The 14,597-nt window shown below is 59.3% G+C and carries 14 protein-coding genes and 1 pseudogene; 7 read left to right on the forward strand and 8 right to left on the reverse strand.

Features of this window, described 5'->3' with window-relative positions; genetic code table 11:
• Nucleotides 1–137 precede the first annotated feature (137 nt).
• Entirely contained in the window at nucleotides 138–443 is a 306-nt protein-coding gene (locus J8I87_RS35480; protein ID WP_245254389.1) for a cytochrome c, read from the forward strand.
• A 282-nt stretch (nucleotides 444–725) separates the two neighbouring features.
• Here J8I87_RS35480 and J8I87_RS35485 read toward each other — a convergent pair.
• The 7 genes and pseudogenes from J8I87_RS35485 to J8I87_RS35515 all read right to left on the reverse strand — a co-directional run.
• Nucleotides 726–821 (reverse strand): annotated as a pseudogene (locus tag J8I87_RS35485) (regulator); the annotation flags it as partial.
• A 567-nt stretch (nucleotides 822–1,388) separates the two neighbouring features.
• Nucleotides 1,389–2,345: a PDR/VanB family oxidoreductase gene (locus J8I87_RS35490; protein ID WP_209937017.1), complete on the reverse strand. Its 957-nt coding sequence runs from the start codon at nucleotides 2,343–2,345 to the stop codon at nucleotides 1,389–1,391.
• Between the two features lie 10 nt (nucleotides 2,346–2,355).
• Nucleotides 2,356–3,504: an aromatic ring-hydroxylating oxygenase subunit alpha gene (locus J8I87_RS35495; protein WP_209936980.1), complete on the reverse strand. Its 1,149-nt coding sequence runs from the start codon at nucleotides 3,502–3,504 to the stop codon at nucleotides 2,356–2,358.
• A 123-nt stretch (nucleotides 3,505–3,627) separates the two neighbouring features.
• On the reverse strand, nucleotides 3,628–4,797 hold the full coding sequence (gene argE, locus J8I87_RS35500) for an acetylornithine deacetylase (protein ID WP_209936982.1): 1,170 nt from the start codon (nucleotides 4,795–4,797) through the stop codon (nucleotides 3,628–3,630).
• The gene (locus J8I87_RS35505) at nucleotides 4,790–5,467 is read right to left on the reverse strand and encodes a DUF1028 domain-containing protein (protein ID WP_209936983.1); all 678 of its coding nucleotides are present in this window, start codon (nucleotides 5,465–5,467) and stop codon (nucleotides 4,790–4,792) included. Before J8I87_RS35505 ends, argE begins: the two co-directional genes overlap by 8 nt.
• Nucleotides 5,468–5,487: 20 nt before the next feature.
• The gene (locus tag J8I87_RS35510; RefSeq protein ID WP_209936984.1) at nucleotides 5,488–5,925 is read right to left on the reverse strand and encodes a RidA family protein; all 438 of its coding nucleotides are present in this window, start codon (nucleotides 5,923–5,925) and stop codon (nucleotides 5,488–5,490) included.
• Nucleotides 5,926–5,956: 31 nt separating this feature from the next.
• Nucleotides 5,957–7,306 carry a flavin-containing monooxygenase gene (locus J8I87_RS35515; protein WP_209936985.1) on the reverse strand — a complete coding sequence of 450 codons (1,350 nt, stop codon included), beginning with the start codon at nucleotides 7,304–7,306 and terminating at the stop codon, nucleotides 5,957–5,959.
• Nucleotides 7,307–7,521: 215 nt separating this feature from the next.
• On the opposite strand from J8I87_RS35515, the gene J8I87_RS35520 reads away from it, so the two are divergent.
• The 6 genes from J8I87_RS35520 to J8I87_RS35545 all read left to right on the forward strand — a co-directional run bounded on the left by J8I87_RS35520 (nucleotide 7,522) and on the right by J8I87_RS35545 (nucleotide 14,172).
• Nucleotides 7,522–8,448: a LysR family transcriptional regulator gene (locus J8I87_RS35520; protein WP_209936986.1), complete on the forward strand. Its 927-nt coding sequence runs from the start codon at nucleotides 7,522–7,524 to the stop codon at nucleotides 8,446–8,448.
• Between the two features lie 166 nt (nucleotides 8,449–8,614).
• Nucleotides 8,615–9,763, forward strand: a complete 1,149-nt coding sequence (locus J8I87_RS35525; RefSeq protein ID WP_209936988.1) for an SRPBCC family protein — start codon at nucleotides 8,615–8,617, stop codon at nucleotides 9,761–9,763.
• 30 nt (nucleotides 9,764–9,793) lie between these two features.
• The gene (locus tag J8I87_RS35530) at nucleotides 9,794–10,975 is read left to right on the forward strand and encodes an ABC transporter ATP-binding protein (protein ID WP_209936989.1); all 1,182 of its coding nucleotides are present in this window, start codon (nucleotides 9,794–9,796) and stop codon (nucleotides 10,973–10,975) included.
• 1 nt (nucleotide 10,976) lies between these two features.
• Entirely contained in the window at nucleotides 10,977–12,023 is a 1,047-nt protein-coding gene (locus tag J8I87_RS35535; protein WP_209936990.1) for a polyamine ABC transporter substrate-binding protein, read from the forward strand.
• 145 nt (nucleotides 12,024–12,168) lie between these two features.
• Nucleotides 12,169–13,320: an ABC transporter permease gene (locus J8I87_RS35540; RefSeq protein WP_245254390.1), complete on the forward strand. Its 1,152-nt coding sequence runs from the start codon at nucleotides 12,169–12,171 to the stop codon at nucleotides 13,318–13,320.
• 24 nt (nucleotides 13,321–13,344) lie between these two features.
• Nucleotides 13,345–14,172: an ABC transporter permease gene (locus J8I87_RS35545; protein ID WP_209936992.1), complete on the forward strand. Its 828-nt coding sequence runs from the start codon at nucleotides 13,345–13,347 to the stop codon at nucleotides 14,170–14,172.
• A gap of 148 nt (nucleotides 14,173–14,320) precedes the next feature.
• Here J8I87_RS35545 and J8I87_RS35550 read toward each other — a convergent pair whose 3' ends face one another.
• Entirely contained in the window at nucleotides 14,321–14,596 is a 276-nt protein-coding gene (locus J8I87_RS35550) for a hypothetical protein (protein ID WP_209936993.1), read from the reverse strand.
• Nucleotide 14,597: the final 1 nt, after the last annotated feature.

The raw sequence follows: 14,597 nt of genomic DNA on the forward strand, positions 1-14,597 counted from the left end.
CCGGCGCGCGAGCGCGGTTCGATGGTGGTAATGGCGCGTGCCACCAGCCGCTCGGGGGAAACACAGGTCGAGCGTCTGATTCACAATCCTGCAGGCTATCACCACAACGTGATCCAGCGCTTGTACGTGGAGGTGATATGAACACGCTCACGCAAATGGTTGCTACCGCATTGTCCCTTGGGCTCATTCTTATCGATTCGACAGCGGCGCAGGAATCGAAGGTCATGCTGAAAGAAGGGTCTGGCAAAGACAAGGCGATGCAGTGTGCCGCCTGCCACAGCCTCGACTATATCCAGATGAACTCGCCTTTTCTGAACAAGGCCGGTTGGAGCGCATCAGTTGCCAAGATGATCAACGTATTCGGTGCCCCGATACCTAATGAAGACGCGGAGATCATCGTGAACTACCTCGTTCAGTACTACGGCAAGTCCACCGACAAGTAGTCCGCGATACCGACCACCAATCGGCACAGTCGCTGGCAGATGAGGGCGAGGAAAAGTCATTGCCCAATCGAGGGAATGGGGTCGGCTTCTGTCTCGATTGCATGGTTGTTCAACTGCGAGCGGCACCGATACTGTAGAGGAAGCTCGATTGGCTTCAAGAAGATGACCCAAATAACTTCCACTTTGGTCCGATTCAGACGTCAAAAGCCACTTTGTTCAACCGATCTGTGATTCAAATAACTTCCCGCGGCGATCGTGCATCCACCAATTCCGACCGACCTCACCTTGCTCAAGGGCGCGCTCAAGAGCATCCAGTTGGCCACGAACTCTGCGCACGCAGGTCAGGACTCGCTTCTTTTCTTCGGGAGAATGAGGCATCGTTGCATCGATTTATTGATACTGCTGGTAGCATATTTAAATACTCCACCCGACTATACCGACAATGAGTTGCTTCCTGAACGGGCGCACGCAAGCCGAAGGCGTCTGCCTCTCAGATCAGGCGTGAACTTCTAAGGCCGTACAATGCCTGCCCACTGGCCGTCTCGAGTAGCGCCCCTCCTTGGTTGTCCCGAGGACGCGACCAGTCGTTCGGCACCCACCACGGTCGGCTCGCTCTGCAACATTGTTGCAAGCCGCTTCTTGCACGGCTGAAGGATCACCGCCAGTAACGCGGGCGTGCTTCAGTTGCTTGCTCACAATCTCAGTCGTGCGGGGCATCCACCCAGTGAAACTGGAAGGACGTTCTTCGCGATGTCCACCCCGACCGTCAGATACTTCATTTCGGACCCTTCGGTTAGCCTGTTAAGACCTCGATATCTTCCCTCCAGGCACTTTCATGCAGTCGGACCGTGAGGGTCCGCCTCTTCCGCATCACCCACTGAGGGCGTTGATTCCATGTATTGTTCAGCGAGACTTCCTGCTTGCCGCTCTCTACAGGCCTACGACTCAGCAATCGAGAACCAGACGACCCCGTTTGCAACCGGAGACACATACCATCATCGACTTGCCGCTCTTTCGTTCGGCCTCGCTCAGGACACTGTCCCGATGATCGATTTCGCCTTCAAGGACGGTCATCTCGCAGGTGCCGCAAAATCCCTGTTGGCAGTTGAACGGAGCGTCGACACCGGCCGCAGCGAGTGCATCGAGTAGACGGGTGCCCGGTTCCACATGGATCGTTTTCCCACTCCGCGCAAGCTGAACGTCATAACCGGGCACGGCCTCGGCTTCGGGGCCGACGGGAGTGGCGGAAAATCGCTCAATATGGGCGTGGCGATAGCCATGTTTCGCGCATGCCTGCTCGAATGCGCTCAACATCGGTGATGGGCCGCAACAGTAGTAGCGCGTGTCGGCGCCGTGTCCAGCAATGAATGCGTCCAGATCTCGCGGACCGTGCTTTTCAGCATCGAAATGCAGTGTGAGCGGAATGCCAAGTGCCTGGATCGGGCGAAGCCACGCGGCATGTTTTCGTGAACGGCAGCAGTAAAGCATCTTGACGCGCTTGCCGAGTGACACGAGCCGCTGCGCCATGCTGTAGATCGCCGTGATACCGATGCCGCCTGCAATGAGGACGAACTGATCGCCGGTCTCATCCAGCGGAAAGTTGTTGCGTGGAGGCGTAATGGTCAGATGGTCTCCGACACGCAACTGTTCGTGAATGAATGCGGAGCCGCCCCGGCTTTCGCGCGCGCGTAGCACGCCGAGCACGTAGCGTTGGACGTCATCCGATGAATTCACGAGCGAGTAACTGCGCACGATCCCGTTAGGCAGATCCAGGCAGATGTGTGCGCCAGCATCGAACATTGGCAGGCTATCGGAATCAGCAGGACGCAGTTCAATGCTCAGCGTGTCACTTGCTTCGAGCGTCAGTTTGTCGACTACGACATTGAGGGTGGCGGGATACATATTTTCACTTTCAGATGCAGATACGATGTGCGATGTAGCCATAAAAATCGCGCAAGGTGCCCTCAAGGTCTTCCGGTGCGAGGGGGCCTGGTGCGTAAAAGCTGGAACTCAGGCCTATCTGCAGTCTCTCCAGCTTCACCTTGTCTTCGGCATTGAACGCATCGGCGAACGCGACATATTCTTTCAGGTTTTCCTCGCTCGGCGACTTCTCGTAACCGGCGATACCCCAGCGGATTGCCACACTGCCTGTGGACGCCGGCCGGAGGAGGAGGTAGATGGTCTGATGAGGCATATACGTGACGACCAGATTCGGAAAGACACTGAAAATAAGGCTATGCCGGCGCTCTGCTTCAGTCAGATCGGGGTGAAACGGTTCGCGCTGGGGTGATTCAGGCGTGTAGTGAGATCTATACGCCGAGAAGTAGCCGTTGCCAGTAACGTGCTCACTAAGCTCACTCGGCGAGCGCGGACGGAGTGTGGTTGGGTGCGTTGCGTTCAGGTGATAGCCTTCCATGAAATTCTCGGCAAGGCATTTCCAGTTGGTTTGCCACACTTCTTCGCGTGTGTAATAGAGTTCCTGTTCTTCGTGATGGTAATTGCGAACCAGCGGTTCAAGCGGTTCAAGGGATTGCTTCAGCGGCGCAGCGGTACCATCCAGATTGACAAAAATGAAGTTTTGCCAGACTGTCGTCGCAATAGTGGGCAACGCACACTTGGCCGCATCGAGCGCCTTGACCTCCTGCATGAGCGGTGCGCGCTTGAATTTTCCATCGAGGTCGTAGCTCCACGCGTGATATCCGCAGACGTGCGCGTGAGCATTGCCGTGACCGGTCGCGACAAGGTTGCCCCGATGCCTGCAAACATTCGAAAGAACGCGAACTTCTCCCTGCGAGGTACGCTGCACGAGAAGTGGTTCACCGATCATTTCCGTGGTGAAGTAATCGCCATTGTTGGGAATTTCGCCTACATGCCCCACGCATGCCCAGCCACTTCGAAAAACTCGATCCTTCTCCAGCCTGGCGAAGCTCTCCGAGGTGTAGAAGGCCCCCGGCATGGAAAAGACAGCACGTTCCCGAGTCGATACTAACGACGAAAGCGTGTTAAGTAACTCATCATCGTGTTGCGAATTGTTCGTTGTGACATTGGCGAATGTGGACATGAACTAGTCTCCTGGTCGCATCTCGGCCTTAGTTTGCCTTGTAGCGAGCTAATGGTGGACAAACGAACGTACTTGGGCATGATTCGCAAGACGGCCCATCAGCGGGCGCGAAAGCGCTGTGTCTCACTGGCCATCCGGTCCAGCGGCGTACCTCGCGATGCGCTCCATCATCGAATCGCAGCCGTGAAGCTGCTCGATCGTCACGTATTCGTCAGGTTTGTGCCCTTGATCCATGCTTCCCGGGCCGCAAACGACGGTCGGAATGCCGGCGTGCTCGAACAGTCCCCCTTCAGTTCCGAACGCGACCGTACCGAACTCTTCAGAGCCGCAAAGCATCGCCAGAATTCGAGCTGTCTCGCTGTCAGGTGGGGTCGCGAGTCCCGGATATTCGGATAGCGGTTCAAGAAGGATGTCTACATCGGATTGCACAGCGCGCATCCTCGGCAGCAATTCGGCTTGCGCGTATGCCTGCAAATCCTCGGCAACCTCGTTCGCGTCGAAGCCCGGCAGCGCGCGTACCTCGAAATCGAATTCGCATTCCGCCGGCACGATATTGAGCGCGCGACCGCCCTTAATGACACCCGTTTGCACGGTCGAATACGGCGGGTCGAAACGCTCGTCGTGATGCTCGGGTTGCGCCAGGCGCTCGCCGATTTCTTCCAGACGACTGATCAGGCGCGCCGCGTACTGAATGGCGTTGACACCGTAGGGCGCGTACGCGGAATGGCAAGGCGCGCCTATCACCTGACAGCGCATTGCGAGTTTGCCCTTATGGCCGAGCACCGGTTTCAATCCGGTCGGCTCCCCGATCAGACACAACAAAGGTTTGTGCGTCCGCTTTTCCAACTCCGCGAGCATCGGCCGCACGCCCTGGCATCCGACTTCTTCATCGAAAGAGAACGCGAGATGCACCGGGATCTGCGGTTCGCTCTCGACGAACAGCGGCACTGCGGCCAACACCGATGCGAGATAGCCCTTCATATCGGCTGTGCCACGTCCGTAGAGCCGCCCTTCCTTTTCGCTTAGCTTGAACGGATCGACGCTCCACGCTTGTCCGTCGACGGGCACGACATCCGTATGACCCGACAGCACGATGCCGCCACGATCGCGCGGCCCAATGGTCGCGAACAAGTTGGCCTTGGTGCGCTCCGCGTTGTAGAACAACTCGCACTCGACGTCGAGTTGCGCGAGGTAATCACGGATGAACTCGATCAGGTCCAGATTCGAATCGCGGCTGACCGTCGCGAAGCCGATCAGCCGTTCGAGCAGATCGCGGCTCGTCATCTCACTCATCACCCGGCACTCCGTAACTCGGCGCGGCGGTCGGGTTCAATGCACGGGTCACATAGTCCTGCATTTGCGGCCTGTACGCCTGCCAGAGACCGACCAGCTTGGCGATAGGATCGTCATCCGACCAGTCGACGCGCAGATCGACGAGCGGCCAGCTCTGCTCTCCCGCGATCTTCAGCGCCGCCGAATGCACCGGTCCCGCTTCGCCGCCCGCCCCAATCGCCGCATGCATCGCCGCGAGCAAACGATCTGCGAGATGACCCGGCGCATTCTCGAACGCGGGAATCATCGCGTCGATTACGTGAGTGCCCGCGAGCATGTTGCCCGCCGCGACGCATTGCTTGCCCGCGACCGCGTGATACGTGCCGAGCGCCTGCTTGCCGCTGAGGAACGCGGTGCGCCCCTGCGCATCGACCACTGTCACCTGCCGATACTCGCTCCATTCGCTCTCGCCCAGCGCGCGATCCAGCGCCGCGGAGGCACCGAGCTTCGCGCGCTCCATAAGGTCGAGAATCTGCGGACCGAGCGCGGGCAGCGTGACGTTCTGCGTCGCGACCACGCCGACTCCCGCGCGCACCCACGGACAACGTGCGCCCACCGCGATGCTCGATGAACTGATCGCGATGCCAAGCTGTCCGGTTTCTTCACAACGTCCGACGATCGAGAAAGTCATTTGCCCTCCCATTATGTCTTTTAGGCCTGAGCGGGTGTCCATCCATCGGGAATGACGGCTATCACGTCGATTTCCATCAGCCACTCAGGTTGACCCAGCGCGACGACGGTAAGCCCCGTCGAAATCGGAAACACGCCCTTCAGCCACTTGCCGACTTCGCGATACACCGGCTCGCGAAAGCGCACGTCGGTGAGATAAGTCGTCGTCTTGACGATGTGCGAGAGGTCGCTGCCGGCCTCTTCGAGCAACTGCTTGACGTTCTTCATCGCCTGCTCGGCCTGCGCGCGCGGATCACCCAGCCCGACGAGCTTGCCGTCGAAGTCCGTGCCGATCTGACCGCGCACATACACGGTATTGCCTGCGCGCACGGCCTGGCAAAGATCGTTGTCGAGCGATTGATTGGGGTACGTATCCTTCGTGTTGAACATGCGGATACGGGTATGCGTGGGTTGGCTCATCGAAGTACCTTGATGCTGATTAAGTTGGAAATCAGTTGACGCCCATCTCGCTCACCGTGTGAATGCGCGATGCGCCGGGCGCGCTCTCAACGCTTTCCACGCGCTTCTCTTCCACATGACGATGCGGCTCGTCGTAGTAAGCGTGGTACTTACGCTGTGTGGTGATGTGATCGGCGATGTGCTTCGCATCGTGCCACACGCCCCAGATGAACGAGGAGCCACGGCGCGACAGCCACGGCAAGCCGAGGAAATAGATGCCTGGCTCCTTCGCAACGCCGCGCTGATGTTTCGGCTTGCCCGTTTCGTCGAATGCATCGACTTGCAGCCAGGTGAAATCGACGGCATAGCCCGTCGCCCAGATGATCGACGCCACGCCTTCCTTCGCCAGATCAAGCTCATGAAAAGGATGCTTCATGCAGTCCGGATCAGCGGGAATGATGCGCGCTTCCGGTTCTTCGGGAAGATCGAGCCCGTTGCGTTCGACATAAGCGTCAGCAGCGTCGAGTAGCGACAGATAGTTCTCGTCGCCGCGACGAATGTTCTCGGCGAGATCGGCCTCGAACGTGACGACGGTATCGTCGAACGATTTCGTCAGGCCGACGAGCGTGATGCCCTGATGCGCGAGACGCCTGAAGTCGACCGTATGGCCGCCGCGCGCGCCACTCACCGCGATCGTCACGTGCTCGCGGCCGGGCTTCATCACTTCCGCGTCCCATTCGCCGAGCACGCCGAGCCACCAGCAGAAGTCGCGTCCACGATAGCCGCGCGGCGGACGATCGTGCGCGCCGACCGACAAATACACGCGCCGACCCGCTCGCTGCAATTCATCGGCGATCTGCACGCCCGACGATCCCGCGCCGACCACCAGCACACCGCCTTCGGGCAATTGCTGCGGATTGCGGTAGTCGGCGGAATGAATCTGCGTCAGCGCCATACTTTTCGGCGCGATCGGCGGAATGACGGGGCGCTGGAACGGCCCCGTCGCAACCACTACGCGGTTCGCTTCGATTGTTCCTTCGGACGTATCGACGGTGAAACCGGGCCGTCCGACATTGCGCACGACCTTCTTCACTTCGACGCCGGTGCGAATCGGTGCGTCGAACTTTTTTGCATAGGCGACAAAGTAGTCGGCGACCTGTTCCTTACCCGCAAAGCCATCAGGATTCACATCAGCGAATTCGAGATTCGGAAACCGGTCGTGCCATGCCGGTCCGTTGGCAACCAGCGAGTCCCACCGACCGGTGCGCCAGCGCTCGGCGATGCGATCGCGTTCGAGCACGATATGCGGGATGTCGAGCTTGGTCAGGTGTTCGCTCATGGCGACGCCTGCTTGCCCGGCACCCACAACGAGCGTGTCTGTTGCCTTTACTTCGACTGTCATGGTTGAGTCCTTCGAAGAAGCGGAGTTCGGTTGTTCCCGTCGGCAACGTGTAGCCTTCAGGCACGGTGTCGATCTTTCGGATAGCAATCTACGCCCGCTTTTAGAATCCGAAAAATATATTAAACAATTGCAGAGCATCGGATTCAGCTATGCAGTCATTTTTGATCACCTCACAATGCGATCCATCTGACCATGTCGACCCGGGAGCAAAACCCATGGAAAATCAGCCGCTGCGTTACTCGCTGCGTCAGTTGCGATACTTTGTAGTGACCGCGGAAGTACTGTCTTTTACGGCTGCTGCGAGACGCCTGCACATTTCCCAGCCGTCCATCTCGACCGCGCTGGCCGACCTTGAGATCTCGTTCGGCGTGCAGTTGTTCATCCGGCATCATGCAAGCGGCCTATCGCTGACTCAGGCGGGGCGCGATCTGCTCGGACAGGCGCGCAATCTACTGAAGATCGCCGAGGAATTCCAGATGACCGCCACCGAAATGGACGGCGGCATGACGGGATCGATCGCGCTCGGCTGTCTCGTCTCTCTGGCGCCGCCCCTGATGCCAGGATTGATCAGCCGTTTTACGAGCGAGCACGATGGAATCAGCTTTCGCACCACCGAGGCGCATCAGGATGAGCTATTGAACGGCCTGCACGACGGTTCGCTCGACATCGTGCTCACCTACAGTCTCGATCTGTCCGAGGACATCGCCTTTACGCCGCTACTCTCGTTGCCGCCGTACGCGATACTGCCTGCGACGCACAGATTGGCGCGCGCGCGAAAGGTGTCGTTACAGGATCTGATAGACGAGCCGTACGTGATGCTGGATCTGCCGCACAGCCGGGAGTACTTCGCCGCGCTCTTCGATGTCGTCGGGGCCCGGCCTGTTCCCGCTTTTCGTTCTTCGCAACCGGAAGTCGTGCGTGGGATGGTTGCGAACGGGCTGGGATACAGCATCCTGAACTTCCCGCTGAATTCGACGCAAACAGTCGACGGTAGCCAGTTCGTGATCAAGCATTTCAGGGACAACGTCAACGCGACGACGCTCGGAATCGCCCAATCGAAAACGATGAAGCCGCGGCAACTGGTGTCCCGATTCTCTGCCTTTAGCGAAAGCTATATACGCCGCCTGAGGCTCGACGCATAACCGGCAACCATAGCGGACGGGCTTCGCGCGCCCTGCATAGCTAAATCCTTCTTTTGGCATCCAAAAACAATATTTTGACTAGCATTTTGGCTTGGTAGATTAACCTTCATTCGAGGCGATGGAATCGCGGACCCCGTAGCGCGAACGCACTCTTTAGGAGAGTCTCATGGAGAACCCCACCAGGCAAACGGCAGTCCACGCTTTGGTCGACGAGCTTGTGGCAGGCTGCGAGCGACCATTCAGCGACGCGCGCTCGATGCCTCCTGGTGTGTACGTGTCGTCCGAGTTCCTGTCTCTCGAAGAGCAGGCGATCTTTGCGAAAGAGTGGCAATGCGTGGGTCGCGCGAGCGCGCTCAAGGCGCCTGGCGACTACCTGACCGCGAGCATCGCGGCTCAACCGATCGTCGTCGTGCGCGATGAGAGTATGGGGCTCTGCGCAATGTCGAATGTGTGCCTGCATCGGATGTCTGTTCTGCTCGAAGGTCGAGGGAACATACGGCGCATCATCTGTCCGTATCACGCCTGGAACTACGGACTCGACGGCGCGCTCAAGGGCGCGCCGCTGATGAACCAGCAGGCAGGTTTCTGCACGGAAAGCTACAAGCTGCCGACGATTCGCTGCGAGGAGTGGCAAGGCTGGATCTACGTGACACTCGATCAGGATGCCCGTCCGGTTCATCAGCAGCTCGCGCAACTGAGCGAGCTGATAGATGCGTACGCCATGACCGACTACATCGAGACCTTTTATGAAGAACACGTCTGGGATACCAACTGGAAGATACTCGCCGAGAATTTCATGGAAAGCTATCACCTACCGATGCTGCACCGGGCAACGGTCGGTCCGCATTCCAGACTCGAAGAGATGGAATGCCCGCCGGGTTATTCCGCGTTCAATTACCACTGGATCACGAAGGAAGCGTCGCTCCCCATCGGCAATGCCCATCCGGACAACCACCGCTTGACCGGACACTGGCGCAAGACCACCGCATTGCTCGCGATTTATCCGACGCATCTCGTCACTCTCACACCCGGTTACTTCTGGTATCTCGTGTTGCAGCCACGCGGCGTCGACAAGGTGCATATCCGCTTCGGCGGCGGGCTTGCACCCGACTTTATAGCCGATCCCGAGGCCAACGCGCATATGGCCACGCTCAAGGCATTGCTCGACGAAGTGAATGCGGAAGATAAGCGCGGCGTGGAAGCGGTGTTTCGCGGCGTTCATGCCCCGCTTGCAAAGCCGGGGCATCTGAGCCCCCTCGAACGCCCGAACTATGACTTCGCTCGTTACCTCGCGTCGAAGCTCACTGCGCGCTAATCGAAGCACTCTTGACAGGACGCTATCACGATGTCAAACCCATCCTTCATTTCGTTCTCAGGCGTAAGCAAGTCGTACGACGGCGCGAATTACGTCGTCGATGATTTGAACCTTGATGTGCGAAAGGGCGAGTTCCTGTCGCTACTTGGTCCGTCGGGCTCAGGCAAGACGACCACGCTCATGATGCTCGCCGGCTTCGAGTCGCCCACGCAAGGCGAGATACGTCTCGACGGCAGGCGCCTCGACGACAAGCCACCGCACCAGCGCGATATCGGCATGGTCTTTCAGAACTACGCGCTGTTTCCGCATCTCACGATTGCCGAGAACGTCGCGTTTCCTTTGTCCGTGCGACATGTGAGTCGCGCAGACCAGAAAGCGCGTGTGAAGCGCGCGCTGGAGATGATCGAGTTGCCGCATCTGGCGAACCGGCGTCCTGCGCAGCTCTCGGGCGGACAACAGCAGCGCGTCGCGCTTGCGCGCGCACTCGTGTTCGAACCAAGCGTTGTCCTTATGGACGAGCCACTCGGCGCGCTCGACAAGCGTCTGCGGGAAACCATGCAGTACGAGATCATGCGGCTGCATCGCGAGCTGTCGCTCACCATCGTCTACGTAACGCACGATCAGGCTGAAGCCCTGACCATGTCCGACCGGGTCGCGGTCTTTTCCGACGGCCGGATCCAGCAGGCCGCGACGCCCACCGAGCTCTATGAAAACGCCAGCAATGCCTTCGTCGCCAACTTCGTGGGCGAGAACAACGGCCTGCGGGGACGCGTGATGACGGTGCAGCACAACTGGGCGACATTGGCGCTCTCCGATGGCAGCATCATTCGCGGCCGATGCGAACAAGGGCTGAGCGAAGGAGACGAAGCGATGCTCGCGTTGCGCCCCGAGCGTGCGCATATCCCCAGTGCCGAGGGCACGCAGGCCGATGCGCAGAGCAATGTCGTGCGCGCCAGGGTGCAGGAACTTGTGTATTGCGGCGATCATCATCGGGTGCATCTGACGCTCGGCTCGCGCGACTCGCTCGTCGCGAAGGTTCCCAACACCCACCGCCACGCCTTGCCTTCGGCTGCCGACACCATCGAGGTGGCCTGGCGCCACGACGACTGCAAGATTCTCGCTGCGAGCGTGCCCCGCAGCGCGCCCGTAGTTCCTACCCCCGCATCGCCCTCACCTTCCATCATCTCGGCCGCAGCCGCAGGAGCCAACTGATATGCGCACTCACATCAAAGCACAATGCACGGCACTTGCCGTCCTCGCCTTCGCCGCGGCTTCGGCGCAGGCCGCGGAAACGCTCAACGTCGTCACCTTTGGCGGCGCCTATGAGGCCGCGGCGAAGAAAGCCTATTTCGAGCCGTTCACGCACGCGACGGGAGTCAACTTCTCGCTCGAATCGTATGACGGCGGTCTCGCGAAACTTTCAGCGATGGAGCAGGCGAAGAACACGACATGGGATCTCATGGATCTCGAGAGCAACGATGCCATCAGGGCATGTGACGAAGGGCTGCTCAAGAAGTTCGACAAGAAGAGTCTCGGCAATACGGGCGACTTCATTCCCGGATCCATCAGCGATTGCGCGGTCGCGAGCATGGTGTGGTCCACGGTCTACGCCTACGACGCGAGCAAGCTGAAGACTGCGCCGAGCACCATCAACGATTTCTTCGACTTACAGAAATTCCCTGGCAAGCGCGGGCTGCGCAAGTCACCGAAGGGGTCGATGGAATGGGCACTGATCGCCGACGGCGTCGATCCGAAAGACGTGTACAAGGTGCTCGTGACGCCAGCGGGTGTTGACCGCGCATTCAAGAAGCTCGACACGATCAAAAAGGACATCGTGTGGTGGGAGTCGGGCGCGCAAGCTCCGCAACTGCTCGCCGATGGCGCCGTCGTGATGACGCAGGCCTACAACGGCCGAATCGACGATGCTTCGAAGAAGGACAACAAGCCCTTTAAGATCGTCTGGGATGCGCAGGTATATGACTATGAATGGTGGGCCATCCCGACGGGAGCGAAGCACGCCGACGCGGCAGCGAAGTTCATCGTCTCCGCATCGCAGCCGAAAGCCTATGCCGACCTTTCGAAGTACATCGCCTATGCACCGCCGCGCAAGGATGCCATCCCGCTCGTCGACAAGCAGCGACTGGCCGATCTGCCGACCGCGCCGGATAACTTCAAGCGTGCGATCCAGATCAATCCGACCTTCTGGGCGGATAACGCTGACGCAATCAACAAGCGCTTCCAGGTTTGGCTGACGCAGTAACACTTCTATCGAAAGAGAGCCCGCTGTGACCGCGACTACCGATACACCCGTAACGGCCCATGCTCCGGCCCCGGGCTCTCCGACGAGAGCTGAAGGCCGCGTGTCCTATCAAAAGGCACAACGCCGTGCATCGCTTCGAGCGCTGATGCTGGCGCTTCCCCTGATCGTGTTTCTACTTTCGACCTTTATTGCGCCGATCGCGCTGTTGCTCGCCCACAGCGTACAGAACCGCGAAGTGCCCGACAGCATGCCAGCGCTTTCCCGCGCACTCGATGCCTGGGACGGCCAAGGCGTGCCTGATGAGCATACGTTCGCGCTGCTCGCATCCGGAATCAAGGACGCGCAGCAAAGCGGACAACTCGGCACCGTCGCGAAGCGCATGAACTTCGCGCAACCGGAATTCCGCAGCCTGCTGATGAAGACGGCACGCGGCATTCGCAGCGATACGCCACCCGCCTGGAAGCCGGCGCTGATCGAGATCGACGAACGCTGGAACTCGCCGGAAACCTGGCGCCTGTTGAAGCGCGCCGCCGCGTCGCCGACGCCCGACTATCTCTTGAATGCCGTAGACGCGAGAGTAACGCCGCAAGGTTCGATCGCTTCGTTGCCGGCGAACACCGCGGTCTATCGCGAGGCGTTCGTGCGCACGATCTCGATCAGCTTCACGGTGACCGTGCTCTGCTTGCTGCTGGGTTATCCAGTGGCCTGGTTGCTCGCGAATCTGCCCGATAAAAGCAGCAACCGGCTGATGCTGCTGGTCATCGTGCCGTTCTGGACCTCGCTGCTGGTGCGTACGACGGCGTGGTATGTGCTTCTGCAACCGGGCGGCGTCGTCAACAGCCTGCTGATGAGTCTCGGCATCGTGACACATCCGGTGCCGCTCGTTTTCAATCGCACGGGTGTATTGATCGGCATGACGCACGTGCTTTTGCCTTACATGATTCTCGCGATCTACTCGGTGATGAAGAGCGTCTCGCCCGTGTATCTGCGCGCGGCGAAGTCTCTGGGCGCTCATCCCTTCACGGCTTTCGTGAGGGTCTATATTCCCCAGACTTTGCCGGGGGTCGGGGCAGGATGCTTCCTGGTGTTTGTGCTGGCGCTCGGCTACTACATCACACCCGCGCTGCTCGGCGGCGCGGGCGACGAGATGATCAGCCAACTCATCGCGGATCAGACGAACACGCAGCTCAACTGGGGACTTGCGGGCGCGCTGTCGGCCTATCTCGTGATCTTTACGGCGGTCTTTTATTTCATCTTCAACCGCGTCGTTGGCATCGACCGTTTACGGTTCGGTTGAGGCACGTAGCCCAAGGGAACAATCATGCAAGACAAACGCAATACGGTACGGACGGAGCGCGTCGCATGCCGATGGGTGCGATTGCATTCCGCGCTCGTTCTGTTCTTTCTGGTTGCGCCGATTCTCGCGATCATTCCGCTATCGTTCAACTCCGGCTCGTATTTCTCATATCCACTGCAGGGGTTTTCGCTGCGCTGGTATGAACAAGCCCTCACGAGTGCGGACTGGCAACGTGCGCTGCTCAACAGTGTCGCCATTGGCGCAGCGTCCACGTTGATCGCAACCTGTCTCGGGACGCTGGCGGCGCTCGGCCTGTCGCGAACGCAGTTTCCACTACGCGCGATCGTCATGCCAATCATCATCTCCCCGATGGTCGTGCCGATCGTCGTGGTCGCCGCGGGCTTCTATCTCGTCTTCGCGCCACTGGGGCTCGTGAATTCCTACCCCGGTGTCGTCCTTGCGCATGCCGCGCTCGGCACGCCGTTTGTCGTCATCACCGTGAGCGCTTCGTTATTGTCTTTCGATCAGAGCCTGCTGCGCGCAGCGTCCGGGCTGGGCGCGCCACCGTGGGTCACGTTCAGGCGGGTCACGCTTCCGTTGATCACACCCGCGGTCGCGACGGGAAGCGTCTTCGCCTTCGCCACCTCCTTCGACGAAGTCATCGTGATTCTCTTCATTGGTGGCCCGGATCAAAAGACCGTTCCGCGGCAGATGTGGAGCGGCATCCGGGATTCCATCGATCCGTCGATTCTGGCCGTGGCGACCATGCTGATCGTATTCGCTGTGCTGCTTTTCGCAAGCATTAACTGGCTGCGTAACCGCGCGTCGGCTGCGAGTCAGGCGATGGTCTGATCCAACAAGGCATGCGCGCCCGCTCAAGCGTTGGACATCGATCGGAATTGCATCTCGGCGCATTTCATGAACAACGAAGCGGGCAGCGTAAATTGATCTCGTCTCAGCGTTTACCCCTTCCGCGCCGATGACGTGCGCGGGAGGTATTTCAACGGCCTGCCAGAGCTTCGGCCAGACCCTCGTCGATCTTCGAGAAGTCCATTGTCAGGCGTCTGCTATCGGGCGGAAATACACACCACGAGCCGTCGTCGTGCTTAAAGAAAACCAAGTCGAAGTTCCTTGATGAACCTCTTGCCTGGACGCACACATATCGCCACTGCTTGCGCCGTGTGTGGCTAAACCGCGTCACCCGCGCGCATGCAGCTAACTCGGCGCCTAGCCATTTTTCCACCAGGGATCTCAAGGAAGCGTCGCGAAAACTCATC

This window comes from Paraburkholderia sp. LEh10 (assembly GCF_017814945.1).
Classification (GTDB): Bacteria; Pseudomonadota; Gammaproteobacteria; order Burkholderiales; family Burkholderiaceae; genus Paraburkholderia.

Coding starts and splice junctions, on each gene's coding strand:
- J8I87_RS35480 (WP_245254389.1), top strand. CDS start 138: ATGAACACGCTCACGCAAATGGTTGCTACCGCATTGTCCCTTGGGCTC.
- J8I87_RS35490 (WP_209937017.1), bottom strand. CDS start 2,345: ATGTATCCCGCCACCCTCAATGTCGTAGTCGACAAACTGACGCTCGAA.
- J8I87_RS35495 (WP_209936980.1), bottom strand. CDS start 3,504: ATGTCCACATTCGCCAATGTCACAACGAACAATTCGCAACACGATGAT.
- argE (WP_209936982.1), bottom strand. CDS start 4,797: ATGAGTGAGATGACGAGCCGCGATCTGCTCGAACGGCTGATCGGCTTC.
- J8I87_RS35505 (WP_209936983.1), bottom strand. CDS start 5,467: ATGACTTTCTCGATCGTCGGACGTTGTGAAGAAACCGGACAGCTTGGC.
- J8I87_RS35510 (WP_209936984.1), bottom strand. CDS start 5,925: ATGAGCCAACCCACGCATACCCGTATCCGCATGTTCAACACGAAGGAT.
- J8I87_RS35515 (WP_209936985.1), bottom strand. CDS start 7,306: ATGACAGTCGAAGTAAAGGCAACAGACACGCTCGTTGTGGGTGCCGGG.
- J8I87_RS35520 (WP_209936986.1), top strand. CDS start 7,522: ATGGAAAATCAGCCGCTGCGTTACTCGCTGCGTCAGTTGCGATACTTT.
- J8I87_RS35525 (WP_209936988.1), top strand. CDS start 8,615: ATGGAGAACCCCACCAGGCAAACGGCAGTCCACGCTTTGGTCGACGAG.
- J8I87_RS35530 (WP_209936989.1), top strand. CDS start 9,794: ATGTCAAACCCATCCTTCATTTCGTTCTCAGGCGTAAGCAAGTCGTAC.
- J8I87_RS35535 (WP_209936990.1), top strand. CDS start 10,977: ATGCGCACTCACATCAAAGCACAATGCACGGCACTTGCCGTCCTCGCC.
- J8I87_RS35540 (WP_245254390.1), top strand. CDS start 12,169: ATGCTGGCGCTTCCCCTGATCGTGTTTCTACTTTCGACCTTTATTGCG.
- J8I87_RS35545 (WP_209936992.1), top strand. CDS start 13,345: ATGCAAGACAAACGCAATACGGTACGGACGGAGCGCGTCGCATGCCGA.
- J8I87_RS35550 (WP_209936993.1), bottom strand. CDS start 14,596: ATGAGTTTTCGCGACGCTTCCTTGAGATCCCTGGTGGAAAAATGGCTA.